Source organism: Bradyrhizobium sp. 197, from assembly GCF_023073375.1.
In the GTDB taxonomy this organism is placed as follows: Bacteria; Pseudomonadota; Alphaproteobacteria; order Rhizobiales; family Xanthobacteraceae; genus Bradyrhizobium.
In genome coordinates this window covers 245,850-261,150 of the sequence record NZ_JADPJJ010000100.1, presented here as the reverse complement: position 1 = coordinate 261,150, position 15,301 = coordinate 245,850, and the positions used below count along the sequence as shown (strand labels likewise).

Sequence of the window (15,301 nt, the reverse complement as noted above, 5' to 3'; positions counted from 1 at the left end):
ATCTTCGCCCATTGGGCGTCAGTCAAAACGAATCGGTCCATCCCAAGCTTGAATCACAACCAAGCCCCGATGAGAATCCTGAATCCCAACAGACCCTAGGAAGCTTCGGCGATTATGTCGATCCGAGCGACTTGCAATTCTTCCACGGACGGCGCGCGGAACGACTGAAGGCAGCTGCGGAGGTTGCTGGCTTCGCGCCACAAATCACAATGCTGTCTCGGTCGGAAATGGGCGGTCTAGCTGGCTTCACTAAGCGACAATATGAATTGGCAGAATTTCGTCGTATGCACGGCGATATCTGAACCGACTTGGTTCGGTGTTGAAAGGATAAGTGATCGAGGCCGAAGCGTTCCGCTTACTACGTGGACCTATTAGCGGCATCGAATCCGAACTATCCGCGAGAGCAGGACAGAATGTCTCACCGCACTGCGGTTGTATGAAATAGATCACGCGACCTGACAAAATAATCGCCGTCACAACTCGCGATCCTTCCGGCGCGTCTGGCGACCTGAGAAACTGCGAGTTTGGCCTTTTCACCGTCGACGACGATTTGTTGACGCTAGTCGAAGGCGACGGCATGCCAATTCGCACGAACAACGGCGAGCGCATCACGGCGCGGCTCCGGGGCCGGCGAAAGCGCCAGGACCGTGGCCAGCCGCCTCTTGCTGGCGCGGTGTCGCACGTCGGACGCGGCATCAGACTTCAACCGGCCGCTGCACCAAAGGGCGCCGTGTGGCTGGTGTTAGGCCGAACTAGATGTTCGATTCTATGAAGTCGTACACGCAACGGTGTGCGGTCGAATTGATGTTGAGCCGGCAAGGAGTGCACGCGCCGTCGGTCCAAGAAATTTTCCTGTGCAGAATATTGAAGGGTCGCAATGTCGACGGCTTTTCGTCGAAAATAACCGGATGAACAAGTTTTTGGTGGACGTCCAAGAGATCAAAGGCGAGCGCGCCGTGCTTACGTATGTAGGCACGATCGAGCGCCGGTTGCCAACGATGGCCGGGGAAGTGGCTAGCCTTGAATTGTCTAGCAACTTCCAGGTGACCGTTTCGCTTCAGGGATTAGACCACCTCCTGCAACTGCGGCGACAATGCGCAATCGATCGGGCAAAGGTCGGCCTTTAAGCACCGCGTGGAATGGCGCGCGGGTTGGGTTTTCAAAACTCGAAATTCAATCGCATAAACAGTACCCTTTACTTGACACCCCTTCCGCCAGTCTATCCGACCGGGATTTGTCGGTCAGGCTTTCCCCGGGCAGGTAATCGGTGAATCAGACGTTCAATCCAGCCGCGCTCGACAAGCTGAAGCTCCGCATTCAGGCGTTGCGCGCCAAGACGATCGCCAATGGCTGCACCGAGGATGAGGCGCTGTCTGCCGCCGCCAAGGTCGCTGAACTGCTGGATCGCCACGATTTGTCGCTCTCCGACGTCGAGCTGCGCGCGTCGCCATGCGAACGGAGGGTCTACGAGACCCATCGCAAGAAGCGCATTCCCCTGGACGACTGCATCGGCGCGATCTCGCATTTCTGCGATTGCCGGGTCTGGCGCGAGAAGAACGCGGCCGGCGAGAGCCGCTATGTGTTCTTCGGTCTCGGCGCGGATGTCGAGGTCGCGCATTATCTGGCCGAATTGATCGACGGCGCCGTGCGCGCTGAACTTGGCCGCTTCAAGACCTCGGTCGACTACAGCAGGTTCCGGCACCAGGAGCGGCATCTGGCCAATGCCTCCTTCGCGCTCGGGATGGTGGCATCAATCGCGGACAGGCTGGTGGCGATCAAGGAGAGTCGCGATCAGATCAACGAAAGCACCGGCCGCGGGCTGGTCGTTCTCAAGACCTCGGTGGTCGATGCAGAATTTGACAAGCTCGATCTGAAGATGCGGACTCAGCGCAGCACCAGCCGGATGGTGTCGATGACGGCCTATGAAGCCGGCGGCGCCGCCGGAGCCTCGCTCGCCATCAATCCCGGCCTTGGCGAGTCGCGGTCAAGGACCACTCCCAAAGGAAGCTGAACGCACCGGGGAGGGGCACGGCTTCGGCCGGAGCCGAGACACGGCGGTGTCATTCCGGTTCATCAGCTGCCGTCGGTCGTCTAGGCTGCCCCTGCTAATAAAGTGCAGCGACGAGCATCCGGAACGCGATCGAATTTGAGAAATTAGCCCGGCAGGAGTTTCACACCGGGCAACGCATGTTCTTCATTTTCTCGAACCGACTGGGGTGTCTAGGCTCGCTGCTGATCTCCGGCGTGGTCACTGTCGCGCTGCTTGTCCTGTTCGGGATCGTCCGGTTCTGATCCCGAGGTGAGGTGCGGCTCTCGCCACAGGAACCTGGTCCTTGCTGGCCTGTTGTTCGCACTCTCGTCCAGCCACGGAGCACGCACTTGGAAAGTACGATCATTGGAGAATTCGAAACGCGCCGCGGCGCTGAGCTTGCGGTTGAGCATGTCGTGCAGGAATGCGGCGTGCAGCGAAGCGACGTCTTCGTCCAGTCCGCCGGCGACGCGAACACGGCAGGGACACATCCTGCCGGTGCTGACGTCAAGGCGGCGCCCGCGCCGGAGGGGCACCAACAATTGGGAGGTCTGATCGAAGTCTCCGTGGATTTTCACGGCGACGCCCCTGAGAAGATTGCGGACATCTTGAGGGACGCCGGCGCAAAGACTGTCCGGACCAAATAGCGGCAATGGGCGGCTGTGGCGGAATCTGCACACGCTGGACAGTCGCCTCTGGTCTGAAGTCGTGGAACCCCTTGAGCGTTCAGAGCGTTCAGAGCGTTTAGACGCGAATGCGAATTGCGAGGTCCACCTGCTTCAGAGTTCATCCACCCTGATCCCCGGCGACACCGTCTGGCGGCGGTGCAAGGCGCGGCGCGTGGCGGTTCTGAACGATGCTGCCGCTTATTTCTCGGCCCTGCGGGACGCGCTGCTGGAGGCGCGAGATCTCGTCTACATCATCGGATGGGATATCCATAGCGAGACCAGGCTGGTCGGCGCTTCCGGACAAGCGGATGACGGCCTTCCGGAACGGCTTGGCCCATTCCTGCGCGCGCTGGTTCAACGCCGTCCCGCCTTGCGGATCAACATTCTCGTCTGGGATTTCGTCTCGTTTTACGCTGCGGAAAGGGAGTGGAACTCCGCAGCGAAATTCACCGCCGCAACAGATGGCCGCATCCGATTTCATCTGGATTCCACGCTTCCGTTTGGCTCGGCCCAACACCAGAAGATCGTCTGTGTCGATGGTTCACTGGCGTTCGTCGGCGGGCTCGATCTGACGATCAGGCGCTGGGACACGAGTGACCATCGCGCCAAGCACGCATCGCGCTGTGATCCCCAGGGCAAGCCATACCTGCCATTTCACGATGTTCAATGCATGGTCGACGAGGATGCGGCGGCGTGGCTGTTCGACCTCGCAGAGCAACGCTGGCGAGCGGCAGGTCAACAGCCTGATGATCGGCACGCGCCGAAGGGCATTCGGTGGCCGGCGAATGTGCCGGTGGAGGCCGAGCACTTGCCGGTGGGTATCGCCAGGACCGAGGTCATCGGTCCTGCAGGTCTAGGCATCAATGAGGTCGAACGCTCGTTGATCGCAGCGATCCGGTCGGCGACGAGCTTCGTCTATATCGAAAACCAGTTTACCAGCGCCATCAAGATCGCGCGTGAATTGGCGGAGCAGATGTTGCGCGTGCCTTCGCTTCGGATTCTGGTCGTCGCTCCCAAGCTGCATTCCTCGTGGCTGGAATCCCAGGCCATGCAGAATGGCCGTGGTGCCTTCATCGACTGTTTCAGCGTGGCTGGCGTCGCAGATCGCATCCGCTTCGTCTACCCGGTCTCAAGCAGCGGGGATACGGAAGCAGCCGTGATGGTGCACAGCAAGCTGATGGTCGTGGACGATCGGATCTTGAGAATCGGCTCGGCGAACCTGAACAATCGCTCGATGGGCGCCGACAGCGAATGTGACCTGATCTTCGAATCGGCCTCCGACCAGCACCGGGAGTTCATCGCTTCGGTCCGCCGGCGCCTGATCGCCCATTTTTGCGGTCTCGACGAACAGGCCGTAGCGCAAAACGAAGATCGTCTTTTCGCGCTCCTGGACGACGTATCGAGAGCCGATGGGGCGAAGACGCTGCGAAATGTGGAATCCTCGGTCCTGACCAGCACTCTGGCCACAATGGTTCAGCCCGTGGCGGACCCTGAGCGGCCTCTTCATCTGGAGCGGGCGGCATCTCGCATGTGGAGCACGAAGACGATCATCGGGATCGTGTCGATTGCCGTGGCGCTTTTTGGACTGGCGATGGCCTGGTCGTACACGTCCTTGAGCGGTTTCGCCGATGCGGGGCATATTTCGACGTTCCTGTCTGCCTACGCGCAGTCCATCTGGGGGCCGCCATTCGCGATCGCGGTTTTCGTGGTGGGCGGCTTGGTCGTGTTTCCGGTTCTCGTGCTCATTGCGGCAACCGCTGCCGCACTCGGACCATGGCTAGGCTTCGTCACCGCCATGACGGGCGTCTTGCTCAGCGCCTTTGTCCTTTTTGCGATCGGACGGGCACTCGGCCGCGAGCGCCTCCAGCGTTTGCTCGGACGACGTGCCGCGCGCATCCAGGAACGCGTTGTCGGCAAAGGAATCCTGGCCGTCGTTGTCATCCGCATGATTCCCGTAGCGCCGTTCTCGGTGGTGAACGTCGTGGCCGGTGCGAGCACGCTGCCTCTGCGTGACTTCCTGGTCGGAACCCTGCTCGGCATGACGCCCGGGATTCTTGCCATGGCAGTTCTGGGCGCTCAGATCGCAGATCTGGCCAGAAATGCGTCCTGGGCCAACATATTGCTCCTCGCACTGGCGTTCTTAAGCTGGGTCGCGATCTGCGCAGGCGCGCAATTCGTCGCGACGTGGCTCGCCGGGAGGCGCTGATGGCGCCGATGCGCTTCATGACGTGGAATGTGCATGGCACGTTCAATCTCAATCCGAAGTTCGATCTGGAGGGGATCTGTTCCATCGTTCGCAAATGGGCTCCCGATGTCGTCGCGCTTCAGGAGGTGGATTCGCGATCGCGATCAGACGATCCGTTTGCGAAGTTGGCGAGTGTTGTCGGCGATCACCGTGTTCACGCCAAGTCGATCGTCACGGCGGATGGCGAATACGGCCAGACGCTCCTGAGCCGGTTTCCATTCTCCGGCCCGCCGGAGATCGTCGACGTGTCCTATCGTGAGCGGGAGCCGCGCAGAGCGATTGCGACGGGGCTGCGGACGCCGGTTGGCGATGTACGCGTGGTGGCCACGCATCTCGGCTTGAGTATCCACGAGCGCCATGCGCAAGCTCAGGCGCTGGTGAGCCTGGTGAAACCTGAAAGGACCGTCGTCCTCGGGGATTTCAACGACTGGTTCTGGGTCAAATCGGTGCGGCGCGTGCTCGCGCAGGTCTGCCCAAACCGTACGCGGCTGCGAACTTTCCCGTCGCATTTACCTCTTCTGCGGCTTGACCGGATCTATGCAACGTCCGACAGCCCGATCGGGAAAGTTTGGACCGACGAAGAGGCAAGGGCCTATTCAGACCATTTGCCGGTGATTGCGGACATCGAGATCTCCCCCGCCGACGGGAGATGATCTGGCCATGTTCAGGATTTCCGAAGATGGCAGAATGCCGCTGTTTTGCCCGACGCGTCAAACGGCTCGGCGCCGAGGGTCAAAAACGAGACCAAAAACGAGACATTGGAAAGCGTTGCATTTCAACGGGTTGGCTACTGTGCATGGGGTTGTTTTTCGAGCTTTTATCGGAGCGGCCTTCGGCGGGTGAGGCCGTTCGATAAGGCTCTTGAAAAGTTGCTTTTCCGGAATGGCCGAGGCGCGCGCGGGTTCGATTTGCGGAACTTCTTTCCCGTTTGCGCGTTATCGCGGCATGACTGAAGACCTTTCCTACCGACGCAAACCCTTGACCCCTGAACAGCGCCAAGCGCGCGATGCCACACGCCGGATCGAGGCCGAAAAGGCCATGCGCGATCATGAAGAGGCGCAGAAGGCGTTTTATGCCAACAAGGAACGGCTGAGGGCCGAACGGCTGGCACGTGAACAGACGGGGGCGAAGGGCTGACCGAACGCGGCCGCCACGCCAAAGACGTCTCTGCCCCGAGCGTCGGCCTCAGTGCCGGTGGGGGACGCGCGTCACGCTCAACGCCTGCTTCAGTGCTTGAACGGCGCTTGCGAAAGGTTTCCGTGGCGATTGCGCCTCGATCGCTTCGGCTGCGACGCGACAATCGTCCGCGACCTTGAGCAACCCGCTTCGCGCGAGGTCCATGGTGGAGAGGGCTGCCTGCTCCAGGCAAACCCGTTCAAGCCGTCGAAACTCCCGCAACTCTTTGTTCATGCGTCAGCTCTCGATGTCCCGGGGCCATGCGGCGCTGAGTCTACTTAATGAATGGTTAAAACATCTCTGCCTAGCCGGGTTGGCTGGCGTAGAGCTGGTGCGTGCCGGTGCATGCGCCCGGTCTGCGGCGCGGCCCGGGCGGGCTTGACGGCATTTGTCTTCCGCCGGAAGCTTCAATGATCGGTAACTGACATGAACCACGGAGACGTTCGCTTCCAGCCAGTCCGATCCCATCAGCCAAAGCGAGAATGGAGCTGATCATGACCACGTTCGACAAGCGCGAGCAGGGCTTCGAGACCAAATTCGTCCACGACGAGGAGCTCATGTTCAAGGCCACGGCCCGGTCCAACAAGCTGCTCGGGCTCTGGGCCGCAAGCCAGCTTGGCCTTAGCGGCGATGCCGCGGCCAGCTATGCGACGGCGTTGGTGACGGACCATCTGGAAAGCCAGACGATGGACGAGATCCTCGACAAGGTGTCAGGCGATCTTGCGGCCAGGGGCGTAGTCCGCGAGCAGGTCGCGGCCAGGCTTCAGGAATGCTTGCATCAGGCGTTGCAGCAGCTTGAAGCTGACAAGTGAAAGAAGCCGGCCTTCGAGATTGCCGGCCTCGATGAAGGTGCTCAGCAGCGCGATCGAGGAGATGCGGATGACGGCCATGGCGAGCTTGATCTTGAGGACGCTCGCATTGACGTGGCCGAGCCATTCCGGCTCGCTTCCGGGCACCGTGCCGTTTCGCGCTACCGTGCCGAGCGGGAGGCGGGAAGTGTCTTGGAGCGGCTTCGGCAAGTGGCCCGGCGCGATCGCGCTCGCTGCTGCGATCCTGGTTGGCTGTAGCGGCGCTGAGGCGTCGGCGACGCCGCTGACGCCGTTTCGCTACGAGGCGCAGGCGCAGCGTCATTGCCCGCATGACCAGGTCGTCTGGCTCGATTTCAGCAAAGGCGTCTACTACGGCAGGCGTCAGAAGCAGTACGGCCAGGGTTATGACGGCAGCTTCGTTTGCCTGAACGAGGCCCGCGACAGCCTCTATCGCCGCTCGCTGTTTGGGCTACGCTAAAACGGGAGCAGGGCAATCCAAAACAGATCGCGTGCTGCATCGCGGTGTAGTCGTGGTTATAAAAAGGAAAGTGGTGGTCGTGCTCAGCCGAAGGCCAATGCCACGAGGCTCGAGCAGAGCAGGACCAAACCGCCGGCGGTCAATGCCAGGAAGCTGTCGGATACGAGGTCATGGTTGCGCATGGGACACCTGTCGCTCTTGTCTTCGATGCTCGATCGGATCGATTAAGATTGTCCGAACGGGCCGTCTTGAAAGAGGTGATGCTTGCCGCCCGCGCGAGTGCCTCAGGCCCTCGTGCGGTAACCTTCAAACGCATGGGCCAGGAAGATACCCGCGCTTACCAAACCCATCAGTGCCGAAACCGTCTCGATCATCGTCTAATTCCATTCCGCCCTGCACGCGAGAAAACGCGGGCGGCCTTGCACAGTCAAAAGAATTCCGGTGAGCGGCCCGACAATGGGGGTGGAGTGAGGATTTGGCGCAACAGAATGTCCGGCGGTGGCACAGAGCAGGGTGACCCCGACCCGTAGTTCAGCGGCGAGAAGCAAACGCCCCGTTTACCATCCCGGCGTGAACGCTGTGGGCTCCCCATTTCCGCCGTGTTCGGGTTGCGTTATCGTTACCACTTCCGGCGCGGTGGTGGGCCGCCTCGGATTAAAGGACCGGACAGCGCTTCCCAGTAGCCAAAGCGGGTTGGGTACGCGTCCGGCGAAATGGTATTTGGGGCGAATGGGGATCCGACGGTCAGATTCGGTTTTGCGGGCCGCGCGAGCTGTTGCGGCGGCCGCGACCTGCCTCGCGCTTGCCAATTGCGCCTCCTCCAACAAATTCGCCAGCCGCGTCGATCCGAAATACGGCGTGTCCTCGAGCCCTCGGGTCGTGGCTTTGGGTGACCCGGTCCCGAAGGGCGGTGGCACCTACCGTGTCGGCAAGCCCTATGTGGTGGGCGGCCGGACCTATGTGCCCGAGGAGGACGTCAACTACCGCGCCGAGGGCATGGCGTCCTGGTACGGCGACGATTTCCACGGCCGCCTGACCGCCAATGGCGAGGTATTCGACATGGGCTCGCTGACCGCGGCACATCCGACCCTGCCGATGCCGTCCTATGCGCGGGTCACCAACGTCTCGAACGGCAAGTCGCTGATCGTCCGCGTCAATGACCGCGGGCCCTATCACGGCAACCGGCTCATCGACGTCTCGAACAAAGCCGCTGAACTCCTTGAATTCAAAGGCAATGGCGTCGCCAAAGTCCGTGTCGAATATGTCGGCCGGGCGCCGCTCGAAGGCTCCGATGACCGCCAGCTGATGGCCACCCTGCGGACCGGGATCCCGGCGCCGTCACCCTCGATGGTCCGGGTCGCCTCCGCGAGGCCCTTCGTACCGGAGCTGCCGTCGTCGAACCGCGGCGCCATTCGCGGCGAGGTTCCGACGCCTGAGGGACGACCCTACAATCTCGGCAACACCTCCGCCGACATGGCTTCACTCAGTGCGACCTCGGAAATGTCGGCCTCGAGCCGCAACCGGGGCCGGGCGCTCCAGAACGCGCGCGCCGTGTCCTATGACGGGGACGGCCGCTACGCCACCGAGAGCGCGCCTGACGGTGCCGCCGAGGCGCGCAGCATCCTGAGCGGCCGCGGCCTCTACTAAGCGAAAGAGCATTGCCTAACGCGTCGACACCTCGCGCAAGAACCTGACCAGCGCCGCGTTGACCTCGTCGGGCCGCTCCTGCTGGACCCAATGGCCGGCGCCCTCGATGATCAGCTTTTGCGTCAGATTGGGCAGCACGCGCTCGAGCTCGTTCACGCGCTTGGCTCCGATCAGGCCGGTGATGACGGCATCTTTCGAACCGGCAATGAAGAGCGAGGGCTGGTGGATCTGCGCATTCTGCCACGGCGCCGTCAGCTCCCAATTGCGGTCGAGGTTGCGATACCAGTTCAGCCCGCCGCGAAAGCCGGACTTGCGGAAGGCTTCGGTGAAAAAGGCGAGGTCGGCCTCGCTGAGCCAGTCCGGCAGCGGCTCTTCGGCGGTCGCATGGCCGAGAAAGCCCATACCCTCCTGCACGAACATGGCCCCGGAGGGATCGGCAAGGCCGCGCCCGCCGAGCACGATGCGCATGGTGCGCGCGACGTCGTGCTCGAACTCGGCCTCCGCAACGCCGGGCGTCTGGAAATACTGCCAATAGAAATTGGTGACGCCGCCCTGGCGCAGAAGGTCGAGCGGCTTGCCGCGGCCGCGGAACGGTGGCGGCACGCTCAAGCCTGCGACCGCCGTGAAGATGTCCGGCCGGAACAGCGCCGCGTGCCAGGCCACCGGTGCACCCCAGTCGTGGCCGACCACCATGGCCTTGCTCTCGCCGAGTGCCTGCACGAGACCGACGACGTCGCCGACCGTGTCGAAGATCGAATAGGCCGTCGCATCGGGCGGCGCTGAGCTCTGGCCATAGCCGCGCATGTCGGGAGCGACGACGTGAAACCCGGCCTCCGCCAGTGCCGCGATCTGATGGCGCCAGGAGTAGGAGAGTTCCGGCCAGCCGTGGCACAGCACCACCAGTGGACCCTGACCGGCTTCGCGGATGAACAGGTCTATCCCGTTGGCCTTGATCACGCGGGTGGAGGACATCGCTTTTCCGCCTCGTTTCAGGGGTTTGGTCAGAAAATCTGAGGTGCCACGATAGGGGCGCGACAAGAATCGTGCAATCTCGGGAGACGCGACCGGCCTCGTGTTGTTCGCACCAATTCCAGCTGTTAAAAACGCCGCTCTCAGGGCTTGGCCATGGCATTTCGTCTTTTTTCGTTTGCTCGCACCCGGTTCAGCGCCGGAGCGCTGGCGCGCGGTCTGATCGCTGCGGCTGTGGTGGCGGGCATTGGCTGGGGCGGCGCGCTTTACGCCGCCAATCAGAGCGTCCAGGGCGCCAAGAAGTCGGAAGATTCCGGCTTCGACGGCGACGCCCCGACCGCGATCCTGATCGAAGCCTCCAGCGGCAGCGTGCTGTTCGAGAAGAACGCCGACGAACTGCGCGCGCCCTCCAGCATGATGAAGCTGATGACGGCGGAAGTCGTCTTCAACGCCATCAAGAAGGGCGACGTCAAGCTGACCGATGAGTACCGGATCAGCGAGAATGCCTGGCGCAAGGGTGGGGCGCCCTCCGGCGGCTCGACCATGTTCGCCGCCATCAACAGCAAAGTCTCCGTCGACGACCTCCTGCACGGCGCGATCATCCAGAGCGGCAACGACGCCTGCATCGCGCTGGCCGAAGGCATCGCCGGCAATGAGCGGATCTTTGCCGCCGACTTCATGACCAAGCGCGCCCGCGAGCTTGGCCTGACGAAGTCGACCTTCGGCAATTCCAACGGCTTGCCCGACCCCGGCAACAAGATGACGGTGCGCGAGCTCGGCATCCTCGCCCGGCACATCATTCTCGACTTCCCCGAATTCTACCAACTGTTCGGCGAGAAGGAGTACACTTGGAACAAGATCCGCCAGCCCAACCGCAATCCGCTGCTCAATTCCATGGAAGGCGCTGACGGTCTGAAGACCGGCTACACCAAGGAAGGCGGCTACGGCATGGTCGGCTCGGCAGTGCAGAACGGCACGCGGCTGATCGTTGTCATCAACGGGCTGGAAGACGCTGAAGATCGCGCCACGGAAGCCAAGAAGATGCTGGAATGGGGTTTCCGCAATTTCGAGACCCGCACACTGATGGCGGCCGATCAGCCGGTCGGCTACGCCAAGGTGTTCGGCGGCGAGAGCCGCTCGGTGAAACTGGTCGCCAAGTCGCCCGTGCAAGTGATGGTGCACAAGAACGGCGGCGACAAGCTGATCGCGCGTGTCGTCTATAGCGGTCCGGTGCGCGCGCCGATCGAGGCCGGCCAGAAGGTCGGCGTGATCAGGGTCTGGCGCAGCGGCAATATCGCGGTGGAGACGCCGGTCTATGCCGCTGACGCGATCGGCACCGGCTCGACCATGCGGCGTGCAATCGACGGCGCCAGCGAGCTCGTGATCGGCATGTTCCGCGCGGGCGCCGAGAAGCTCTGATCATGAGTGAAAGCGCGGTAAAGTGGCCGTCCGGACGCGGACGCTTCGTCACCTTTGAAGGCGGCGAGGGGACGGGCAAGTCGACCCAAATCAAGAAGCTCGCCGATCGTCTCAAGGCGGCAAGGATGCGCATCCTCGTCACGCGCGAGCCGGGCGGCTCGCCGGGCGCCGAGATCATGCGCCATCTGGTGCTGTCCGGCATGGGCAAGCTGCTGGGACCCGAGGCCGAGACGCTGCTGTTCGCGGCCGCCCGAGACGACCATGTCCGCACCGTGATCCAGCCCGCGCTCAACCAGGGCACCTGGGTGCTGTGCGACCGCTTCGCCGACTCGACGCGGGCCTATCAAGGCAGCCTCGGCCGCGTGCCGACGGCGCTGATCAACGCGATGCAGCGGGTCACGATCGGCGACCTCAAGCCGGACCTCACCATCATCCTCGACCTGCCGGTCGAGATCGGCTTGCAGCGCGCGGCCGCGCGCCGCGGCAGCGGCACGCCCGACAGGTTCGAGGCCGAGAAACTCGGTTTCCATCAAGGGCTGCGCGAGGCCTATCGCAAGATCGCGGCGGACGATCCCGCGCGCTGCGTGCTGATCGACGCCAATTCCGATCCCGATACGGTTGCCGGACGCGTCTGGACCGCGCTGCGGGATCGTCTGCTTCCGACGCCGGCATCAGTGGTGTCCCTATGAGCCCGCGTCAGACCGAGCGCGAATCCGCCATTCCTCATCCGCGCGAGACGAGTCTTCTGTTCGGCCATCGCGAGGCCGAGACCGCGCTGCTTGCCGCCTATCGCAGCGGGCGCATCCCGCATGCCTGGCTGATCGGCGGGCCACAAGGCATCGGCAAGGCGACGCTGGCGTATCGGATGGCGCGCTTCGTGCTCGCTCACGGCCAGCCGTTCGCGCCTTCCGTGCAACGCGCCGAAGATCTCGCCATCAATCCTGATAACGCCGTGGCGCGGCAGGTTGCGGCGAGCTCGCATGGTGGCTTGCTGACATTGGAGCGCACCGCCAACGACCGCGGCGTGATGCGCACCGTGATCACCGTGGACGAGACTCGCGAGACGATCGGCTTCTTCGGCTCGACCGCGGCGGCCGAAGGCTGGCGCGTCTGCATCGTCGACACCGTCGACGAGCTCAATCCGAATGCCGCCAACGCGCTGCTGAAAATTCTCGAGGAACCGCCGCAGCAATCGCTGTTCCTCCTGGTGAGCCACGCGCCGGCCCGCGTCCTCGCAACGATCCAGTCGCGCTGCCGCAAGCTGCGCCTGCGCCCGCTCGCAACGGACGATGTGATCGGTGCAGCCGCCGCCACCGCCGATCTCGACCCGAACGATCCGGCGTTGCGCGAGGCGGCGGAGGCCTCCGAGGGCAGCGTCGCGCGGGCGCTGACGCTGCTCGGCGGTGATGCCCTGAAGCTCCAGCAACGAACGGCCGCGCTGCTTGCACGACTGCCGCAGGTCGATCCGCGCGAATTGCACACGCTCGGCGATTCGCTTGGCACCAGCGACCGGGTTGCGCTTGCCGCCTTCATCGACGGCATCGATCGCTGGATCGCGGAACGCCTGCACGCCGACGAAGCCAATGCCAACCAGAACCTGCCGCGCCTTGCGCGCCTAGCTGAGGTATGGGAAAAGATCGTCCGCGCCGCGCGTGACACCGAAACCTACAATCTGGAGCGAAAGCCCTTGGTTTTCTCGGTGTTCGGCTGGCTGGCGGACGCAGCGCGCTAGGCGCAGGTTCGTTTCCAAATTTCGAGAAGCCGGTAAAGGAATTCGTCGTGGCAGCGCGAGCTAAGAAAACCGCTAAAGGCAAGAGCAGCAAGAAGAAGACTGCGAAGAAAGCCGCGAAGAAGGTTGTAAAGGCGCTCGCGCGCAAAGCTACCAAGAAGGTCAAGAAAGCCGCTAAGACCAAAAAGACGGTCGCCAAGAAGGGCATGAAGAAGAGCGCTGCGAAGACGGCAAAGAAAGCCGGCAAGAGGGTTGCGAAGAAGCAGGCCGTTGCTAAGAAGGCGGTGAAGAAAGCAGCCAAAAAGCCAGCCAAGACTCCTTCAAGAACCAAGGCTAGTTCGAAAAACAAGATTCCTTCAAAAAACAAGACTCCTGCAAAAAACAAGACTCCTGCAAAAAACAAGGCTCCTTCGAAAAACAAGGCTTCAGCGAAGCAGGTGATGAAGAGCGCGAGGGTGACTGCTTCTCCCGCGATCGCAGCACTGGCTCCCATCGCCACGCCGCCGAAAGTTGCCAAACCCAAGGCGGCGCGCGCACCGAAGCCCATCGCAGCGCCGCAGGCCACCACGCCCGTGGCCGCCCCCGCGCGCGACAACGTCTTCTACATCACGACCGCGATCGCCTATCCCAACGGCCATCCGCATATCGGGCACGCCTATGAGGCGATCGCCACCGACACGCTGGCGCGCTTCGCCCGGCTCGACGGCAAGGATGTGTTTTTCCTGACCGGCACCGACGAGCACGGCCAGAAGATGGTTCAGACAGCGGCCAGTGAAAAAATGTCCGCCTCGGAGCTCGCCACCCGCAATGCCGCCCGTTTCAAGGAGATGGACGAACGTCTGAACGTGTCGTTCGACCGCTTCATCCGCACCACCGAGGCGCAGCATCATCGCTCCAGCCAGGAGATCTGGCGGCGCATGGAAGCGAACGGCGACATCTATGCCGACACCTATGCCGGCTGGTACTCCGTGCGCGACGAAGCCTATTACGCCGAGGACGAGACGCGCCTGAACGATGACGGCGTGCGGCTCGGACCGCAGGGCACGCCGGTCGAATGGGTCGAGGAGAAGAGCTACTTCTTCCGGCTGTCGTCCTATCAGGACAAGCTGCTCAAGCTCTACGCGGATCGTCCCGATTTCATCGGGCCTGACTCCCGCAAGAACGAGGTGGTGAGCTTCGTCAAAGGCGGCCTGCGCGATCTCTCGATCTCGCGCACCACGTTCGACTGGGGCGTCAAGGTGCCCGGTGATGAAGAGCACGTGATGTATGTCTGGGTCGACGCGCTCACCAACTACATCACCGGTGTCGGTTTCCCCGACGAAAGCGACAAGAACTGGCGCTACTGGCCGGCCGACGTGCACATCATCGGCAAGGACATCATCCGCTTCCACGCGGTGTACTGGCCCGCGTTCCTGATGTCGGCCGGCATTCCCGTGCAGAAGCGGGTCTATGCGCATGGCTTCCTGTTCAACAGGGGTGAGAAGATGTCGAAGTCGATCGGCAACGTGGTCGACCCCTTCAACCTCGCCGACCAGTACGGCGTCGACCAGATGCGCTATTTCTTCCTGCGCGAGGTGCCGTTCGGACAGGACGGCAATTACAATCACGAGGCCATCGTCGCGCGCATCAATGCCGATCTCGCCAACGATCTCGGCAACCTCGCGCAGCGCTCGCTGTCGATGATCGCCAAGCAACTCGGCGGCGTGCTGCCGGAACCCGGCGAGTTCAGCGACAACGACAAGGCGATCCTGTCACAAGCCGACGGCATGCTCGCCGCGTCGCGCGAAGCGATGGCGGGTCAGCAGATCCATCACTGGCTCAACGCCGTGTGGGCCGTGGTGGCGGAAGCCAACCGCTATTTCGCGGGCGAAGCCCCGTGGGCGTTGGCCAAGACCGATCCCGTCAGGCAAAGGACGGTACTCTACGTCACCGCCGAAGTCGTGCGCCAGATCGCAATCCTGGCCCAGCCGGCGATGCCGACGGCCTCGGGATTGCTGCTCGACAGCCTCGGTATTCCCGAAGGAGAGCGCGGCTTTGCCGCGCTCGGGGGCGCCAGCCGCATCGCGCCAGGCTCGACGCTGCCTGCGCCGACGCCTGCCTTCCCGCGCTACATCGAGCCGGCAGCCTGAAGG

At 62.7% G+C, this 15,301-nt stretch carries 16 protein-coding genes and 1 pseudogene; 13 read left to right on the top strand and 4 right to left on the bottom strand.

Annotated features, from left to right (window positions below; genetic code table 11):
* The 3 genes from IVB27_RS24460 to IVB27_RS24450 form a co-directional block, all read left to right on the top strand.
* Positions 1-302 (top strand): hypothetical protein (locus IVB27_RS24460; protein ID WP_247445731.1); only part of this gene is annotated, 302 nt, incomplete at its 5' end.
* Between the two features lie 606 nt (positions 303-908).
* Positions 909-1,127, top strand: a complete 219-nt coding sequence (locus IVB27_RS24455) for a hypothetical protein (RefSeq protein ID WP_247445730.1) — start codon at positions 909-911, stop codon at positions 1,125-1,127.
* Positions 1,128-1,267: 140 nt separating this feature from the next.
* Positions 1,268-2,011 carry a DUF7168 domain-containing protein gene (locus IVB27_RS24450; protein ID WP_247445729.1) on the top strand — a complete coding sequence of 248 codons (744 nt, stop codon included), beginning with the start codon at positions 1,268-1,270 and terminating at the stop codon, positions 2,009-2,011.
* 209 nt (positions 2,012-2,220) lie between these two features.
* Here IVB27_RS24450 and IVB27_RS24445 read toward each other — a convergent pair whose 3' ends face one another.
* Positions 2,221-2,607 (bottom strand): hypothetical protein, encoded by a 387-nt coding sequence (locus IVB27_RS24445; protein WP_247445728.1) that lies wholly within the window; start codon positions 2,605-2,607, stop codon positions 2,221-2,223.
* A 130-nt stretch (positions 2,608-2,737) separates the two neighbouring features.
* Here IVB27_RS24445 and IVB27_RS24440 point away from each other — a divergent pair, with 130 nt between their 5' ends.
* The 3 genes from IVB27_RS24440 to IVB27_RS24430 all read left to right on the top strand — a co-directional run bounded on the left by IVB27_RS24440 (position 2,738) and on the right by IVB27_RS24430 (position 6,079).
* Complete coding sequence (locus IVB27_RS24440; protein ID WP_247445727.1) at positions 2,738-4,903, top strand: VTT domain-containing protein; 2,166 nt, start codon at positions 2,738-2,740, stop codon at positions 4,901-4,903.
* Positions 4,903-5,595 (top strand): endonuclease/exonuclease/phosphatase family protein, encoded by a 693-nt coding sequence (locus IVB27_RS24435; protein WP_247445726.1) that lies wholly within the window; start codon positions 4,903-4,905, stop codon positions 5,593-5,595. The genes IVB27_RS24440 and IVB27_RS24435 overlap by 1 nt, the downstream gene beginning before the upstream one ends.
* Positions 5,596-5,887: 292 nt before the next feature.
* Positions 5,888-6,079, top strand: a complete 192-nt coding sequence (locus IVB27_RS24430; protein WP_247353488.1) for a hypothetical protein — start codon at positions 5,888-5,890, stop codon at positions 6,077-6,079.
* A gap of 48 nt (positions 6,080-6,127) precedes the next feature.
* On the opposite strand, the gene IVB27_RS43335 is transcribed toward IVB27_RS24430, so the two are convergent.
* Entirely contained in the window at positions 6,128-6,352 is a 225-nt protein-coding gene (locus IVB27_RS43335; RefSeq protein ID WP_247353331.1) for a hypothetical protein, read from the bottom strand.
* Positions 6,353-6,612: 260 nt separating this feature from the next.
* Between IVB27_RS43335 and IVB27_RS24425 the strand changes: the two genes are divergently transcribed.
* Positions 6,613-6,930, top strand: a complete 318-nt coding sequence (locus tag IVB27_RS24425) for a DUF1476 domain-containing protein (protein ID WP_247445725.1) — start codon at positions 6,613-6,615, stop codon at positions 6,928-6,930.
* Positions 6,931-6,945: 15 nt separating this feature from the next.
* Here the strand turns inward: IVB27_RS24425 and IVB27_RS24420 are convergent.
* Positions 6,946-7,062, bottom strand: a pseudogene (locus IVB27_RS24420) (YqhA family protein); the annotation flags it as partial.
* 52 nt (positions 7,063-7,114) lie between these two features.
* Between IVB27_RS24420 and IVB27_RS24415 the strand changes: the two are divergent.
* Together IVB27_RS24415 and IVB27_RS24410 are read left to right on the top strand one after the other, a co-directional pair.
* The gene (locus tag IVB27_RS24415; RefSeq protein WP_247445724.1) at positions 7,115-7,405 is read left to right on the top strand and encodes a hypothetical protein; all 291 of its coding nucleotides are present in this window, start codon (positions 7,115-7,117) and stop codon (positions 7,403-7,405) included.
* A 729-nt stretch (positions 7,406-8,134) separates the two neighbouring features.
* Positions 8,135-9,052 (top strand): septal ring lytic transglycosylase RlpA family protein, encoded by a 918-nt coding sequence (locus tag IVB27_RS24410; protein ID WP_247445723.1) that lies wholly within the window; start codon positions 8,135-8,137, stop codon positions 9,050-9,052.
* Between the two features lie 15 nt (positions 9,053-9,067).
* On the opposite strand, the gene IVB27_RS24405 is transcribed toward IVB27_RS24410, so the two are convergent.
* Entirely contained in the window at positions 9,068-10,024 is a 957-nt protein-coding gene (locus IVB27_RS24405; protein ID WP_247445722.1) for an alpha/beta fold hydrolase, read from the bottom strand.
* Between the two features lie 153 nt (positions 10,025-10,177).
* Between IVB27_RS24405 and IVB27_RS24400 the strand changes: the two genes are divergently transcribed.
* From IVB27_RS24400 to metG, 4 genes are read left to right on the top strand one after another with little or no spacing between them, the layout of a single operon-like run.
* A complete protein-coding gene (locus IVB27_RS24400; protein ID WP_247445721.1) occupies positions 10,178-11,440 on the top strand; it encodes a D-alanyl-D-alanine carboxypeptidase family protein in 1,263 nt (420 codons plus the stop codon).
* A 2-nt stretch (positions 11,441-11,442) separates the two neighbouring features.
* Positions 11,443-12,129: a dTMP kinase gene (tmk, locus tag IVB27_RS24395; RefSeq protein WP_247445720.1), complete on the top strand. Its 687-nt coding sequence runs from the start codon at positions 11,443-11,445 to the stop codon at positions 12,127-12,129.
* Entirely contained in the window at positions 12,126-13,172 is a 1,047-nt protein-coding gene (locus IVB27_RS24390; RefSeq protein WP_247445719.1) for a DNA polymerase III subunit delta', read from the top strand. Before tmk ends, IVB27_RS24390 begins: the two co-directional genes overlap by 4 nt.
* Before the next feature lie 47 nt (positions 13,173-13,219).
* Entirely contained in the window at positions 13,220-15,298 is a 2,079-nt protein-coding gene (gene metG / locus IVB27_RS24385; protein WP_247445718.1) for a methionine--tRNA ligase, read from the top strand.
* Positions 15,299-15,301: the final 3 nt, after the last annotated feature.

Bases quoted from the DNA above. Each gene is read 5' to 3' on its own strand.
- IVB27_RS24455 (WP_247445730.1), top strand. From the start codon at position 909: ATGAACAAGTTTTTGGTGGACGTCCAAGAGATCAAAGGCGAGCGCGCC.
- IVB27_RS24435 (WP_247445726.1), top strand. From the start codon at position 4,903: ATGGCGCCGATGCGCTTCATGACGTGGAATGTGCATGGCACGTTCAAT.
- IVB27_RS24430 (WP_247353488.1), top strand. From the start codon at position 5,888: ATGACTGAAGACCTTTCCTACCGACGCAAACCCTTGACCCCTGAACAG.
- IVB27_RS43335 (WP_247353331.1), bottom strand. From the start codon at position 6,352: ATGAACAAAGAGTTGCGGGAGTTTCGACGGCTTGAACGGGTTTGCCTG.
- IVB27_RS24425 (WP_247445725.1), top strand. From the start codon at position 6,613: ATGACCACGTTCGACAAGCGCGAGCAGGGCTTCGAGACCAAATTCGTC.
- IVB27_RS24410 (WP_247445723.1), top strand. From the start codon at position 8,135: ATGGGGATCCGACGGTCAGATTCGGTTTTGCGGGCCGCGCGAGCTGTT.
- IVB27_RS24405 (WP_247445722.1), bottom strand. From the start codon at position 10,024: ATGTCCTCCACCCGCGTGATCAAGGCCAACGGGATAGACCTGTTCATC.
- IVB27_RS24400 (WP_247445721.1), top strand. From the start codon at position 10,178: ATGGCATTTCGTCTTTTTTCGTTTGCTCGCACCCGGTTCAGCGCCGGA.
- tmk (WP_247445720.1), top strand. From the start codon at position 11,443: ATGAGTGAAAGCGCGGTAAAGTGGCCGTCCGGACGCGGACGCTTCGTC.
- IVB27_RS24390 (WP_247445719.1), top strand. From the start codon at position 12,126: ATGAGCCCGCGTCAGACCGAGCGCGAATCCGCCATTCCTCATCCGCGC.